The sequence below is a fragment of the Parabacteroides sp. PF5-6 genome, assembly GCF_029504695.1.
Taxonomy (GTDB): Bacteria; Bacteroidota; Bacteroidia; order Bacteroidales; family Tannerellaceae; genus QVMG01.
Window position 1 is genome coordinate 1 of record NZ_JAQFIN010000024.1, and the last position, 3,890, is coordinate 3,890.

A 3,890-nucleotide genomic window follows, 5' to 3' on the forward strand; every position below is an offset into this window, starting at 1 on the left:
TATCTCTCATTCACGATGCAAATATATAGGCGGAGAATCACCCCTGCAAGTATTTAAGGTTAAACAAAGTTAAAAGCATCAATATTCTCTCAAAAACAATGGAAAACATATCAAAAACAGGGGTATGTCTGCGCGAAAGAGGGGTAAAAGTATCTGTTGAGGTGGTTTTTCTTCTCGAAACCGACATGGTTAAAGCTGTCAAAACGGGTTGTAAATAGATCAACGAAAGGAAAATTCACAGCGTAATAGGGTAGGTAAATATATCATCTATATCGTAAAGAAGTGGGTTTTCCGGGAGGAGTCCGTTTGTTTGAGGGAGAATTAGGGTGAGAGTCTGGTAACTGTCTGAATCAGGATTCTCAGGATTAAATACATTTACAGGATTAAGATACTGAATCAAAGCGAGCGCAGCGAGTGGGCGAAGGCCTTTCTCTTGCCGTCAGTTTCGACTGACGGTTAATGAATTACCGGCTTTAGCCGGATACCGCTCTGGGTTTTAACCCGTTTAAAACGTGATGCTGGGGTTGAAGCCCACAGCGGAAGAGACTGCGCCTCTTTAAACCGTCAGTTGAAACTGACGGCAAAAGAAAGCCTTCGCCCACTCGCTGCGCTCGCTCTGATTCAGTAATCCTGCTAATGTGTTTAATCCTGAGAATCCTGATTTAGACAGTGGGTGCAGAATCTTCCTATCTCAACCTGCCTTTGGGGCTTGCAAAGCCCCTTTTTCAAACTACCAGTACTTTGCGCACAAACTACTAATATTTTGTCGACAAACTACCGGTAGTTTGTTCGCAAACTACCGGAAGTTTAAAAGCGAAAAAAAAGACGAATGGTTTGCCCATCCGTCTTCCTTTGAATTTGAAGTCTTGTATCCTTATTCGACGCCGAATTTATAGATACAGCGGCTGAAGTATTTTTCGCCGGGACGAAGCACCGTGCTCGGGAAATCCGACTGGTTCGGGCTGTCCGGGTAGTGTTGTGTTTCCAGGCAGTAGGCGCCTCTGAACGGGTAGGTGATGCCGTGTTTTCCGGTGTCGTTGCCGGTCATGAAGTTTCCGGTATAGAACTGAACACCAGGCTCATTCGTGTACACTTCCATGGTGATGCCGGTTCCCAGGTTTTTTGTTTTGGCGGCAACCACGTTGATGTCGCCGTTGCTGTTGAGCACCCAGTTGTGGTCGTATCCGCGTCCTTTAACTAATTGATCGAATTCGTCATCGATATGCACACCGATAGCAATGGGCTGGCGGAGGTCCATAGGCGTATTTTCAACCGGTGCAAGCTCGCCGGTCGGGATCAGTGTCTCGTCTACCGGGGTGTATCTGTCGGCATTGATCATCACAACCTCGCGCAAGATCGGCGCGTCCAGTTTGCCGGAAAGGTTGAAATAGCTGTGATTGGTCAGGTTGACGATCGTTGCTTTGTCGGTCGTCGCTTCGTAAGAAATATCGATCGCGTTGTCGTTTGTTAATTTGTAGGTCACCTTGATATCCAAGTTGCCCGGGAAGTTAGCTTCGCCATCGGGCGAGAGGTAGCGCAACTCCAATGTCTGGTTGTCGATCTGTTTGCCGTCCCAGATTTTGGTGTGATACCCTTTTTCTCCTCCATGCAGGCAGTGCCCGTTGTTGTTGTGGGGTAATTCGTAGGTGACATCGTCCAATGTGAAGAATCCATTGTTGATCCGGTTGCCATAACGTCCGATCAGCGCACCGAAATTGCCATCCGAAGCCAGATAATCCGCGATACTTCCATAGCCCAAAACGACATCAGTCGGCGTTCCGTTTTTGTCGGGCACCATCAATGAAACCAGGCGACCGCCGTAGTTTGTGATGCAGGCTTCCACCCCATTGTCGTTTGTGAGGGTGTATAAAGCTGTTTTTTTACCGTCGACGGAAGCTTCAAAATCTGTGGGGTATAACCCGGATAGCGTAGCTTCTTCTTTTTTTTCTCCACAGGCGAACAGTGTGCAGATCGCCAATACCAATAAACCATGTTTCTTCATACCTTGCAATTTGTAAATGTGAATGAATTGAGTAGCAAACTTAGGTAAAATCTTCGGATGCAGGATGCAAATATAGAATAAAACTATTGTACATTTGTGTTTTATTTGGGCACAGAAAGTAAAATATAGTATAAGCAACACTTATGAAGCAATATCACGAATTACTCGACAGGGTACTGACGGAAGGAATCCGGAAGACGGATCGGACGGGGACCGGCACGTACAGTATTTTTGGGCATCAGATGCGGTTTGACCTGGAAGAAGGTTTTCCGTTGTTGACCACGAAGAAGTTACACCTGAAATCGATCATTCACGAGCTTTTATGGTTTTTGAAAGGGGATACGAATGTGAAATACCTTCAGGATCATGGGGTTCGGATCTGGAATGAGTGGGCGGGTCCGGATGGTGACCTGGGGCATATCTATAGTTATCAGTGGCGTTCGTGGCCGGATTATCAAGGGGGATCGATCGATCAGATTGCTGAAGCGGTACGTATGATCAAGGAGGAACCGGATTCCCGGCGTATCATTGTCAGCTCGTGGAATGTGGGCGACCTGCCGAATATGAACCTGCCGCCTTGCCATGCTTTTTTTCAGTTTTATGTGGTCGACGGGAAATTGAGTCTGCAGCTTTACCAACGTAGCGCCGATATTTTTCTGGGTGTACCTTTTAATATTGCTTCGTATGCTTTGTTGTTACAGATGATGGCACAGGTGACCGGCTTGAAACCCGGCGATTTTGTGCATACCTTTGGCGATGCGCATATCTATGTGAATCATCTCGAGCAGGTGAAGCTACAATTGAAGCGGGACCTTCGGCCGCTTCCGGTTATGCGGATCAATCCGGAGGTGAAGGATATCTTTGGTTTTAAATACGAGGATTTTGTTTTGGAGAATTATGACCCTCATCCCCATATTAAAGGTGAGGTATCCGTGTAAGAACGAATAATCAATAGGTTTATGAGCAAGATATCTATCATAGTCGCTGTCGCCGAGAATGGGGCGATAGGGAAAGATCAACGCTTGTTGTGGCATTTGCCCAACGATCTGAAGTTGTTTAAAATGCTGACTACCGGGCATACTATTATCATGGGGCGCAATACTTTCGAATCTTTGCCGAATGGTGCGTTACCGAACCGGCAAAATATTGTGATTACCTCAAACCGGAATCGTACTTATCCCGGTGTCTCTATCGCGCATTCCCTGCCCGAGGCGCTCGAATTGTGTCAGGATGAAGAGGAGGCTTTCATTATCGGTGGCTCCATGGTTTATAATGAAGCGTTGCAATTTGCCGATACTTTATATCTAACCCGGGTGTACCATCGATTTGAAGATGCGGACACCTTTTTCCCCGACATCGATTTCTCGGCCTGGCAGATGATCAAAGATGAAATGCATCCTGTGGACGAGAAGCATCTCTACCCTTATACCTTTTTTACCTTTGAGCGGAAAAAGGCTTAATCTGTTTCATTCCTGAATCCGTTCTATTTGTCAATCTTATATTCGGGGACGTAGGTCGCGCTGTGAACGCAGGCGCACTACGTCCCCGAATCTGTCTCCCCTGTTTCTGCGTGCCTTTCCTCTCAATCCCAACGGTAATCCTCTCGCTGATTGATACGCCCGCCTCCCATCGGCGATCCTATCACTGTAAATGATATTCCCATCACCCAGGCAAAACTATCACCGAATCGGCATTCCTATCACCTCTGATTCGGCCTGGCTTCTGGGTGTTTTTATTGCAAAAATCAACAAAGGCAAAGCTATCACCGAATGATAGGTTTGCCTTTGTTCGCGCGGTTGTGATCCGCCATAAAAAAACGCACATCCGGAATCTCCGGATGTGCGTCATATATTCGTATACAAAAATTGAGGGCTTCTGTTAGGCTACG

3 protein-coding genes are annotated in these 3,890 nt (G+C 46.7%); 2 read left to right on the forward strand and 1 reads right to left on the reverse strand.

Features of this window, described 5'->3' with window-relative positions:
* Positions 1-874 precede the first annotated feature (874 nt).
* The gene (locus tag M2133_RS15545; RefSeq protein ID WP_277467117.1) at positions 875-2,002 is read right to left on the reverse strand and encodes an aldose epimerase family protein; all 1,128 of its coding nucleotides are present in this window, start codon (positions 2,000-2,002) and stop codon (positions 875-877) included.
* A gap of 143 nt (positions 2,003-2,145) precedes the next feature.
* Here M2133_RS15545 and M2133_RS15550 point away from each other — a divergent pair, with 143 nt between their 5' ends.
* Complete coding sequence (locus tag M2133_RS15550) at positions 2,146-2,940, forward strand: thymidylate synthase (RefSeq protein WP_277467118.1); 795 nt, start codon at positions 2,146-2,148, stop codon at positions 2,938-2,940.
* 21 nt (positions 2,941-2,961) lie between these two features.
* Complete coding sequence (locus tag M2133_RS15555) at positions 2,962-3,462, forward strand: dihydrofolate reductase (protein ID WP_277467119.1); 501 nt, start codon at positions 2,962-2,964, stop codon at positions 3,460-3,462.
* The last annotated feature ends 428 nt before the right edge of the window (positions 3,463-3,890 follow it).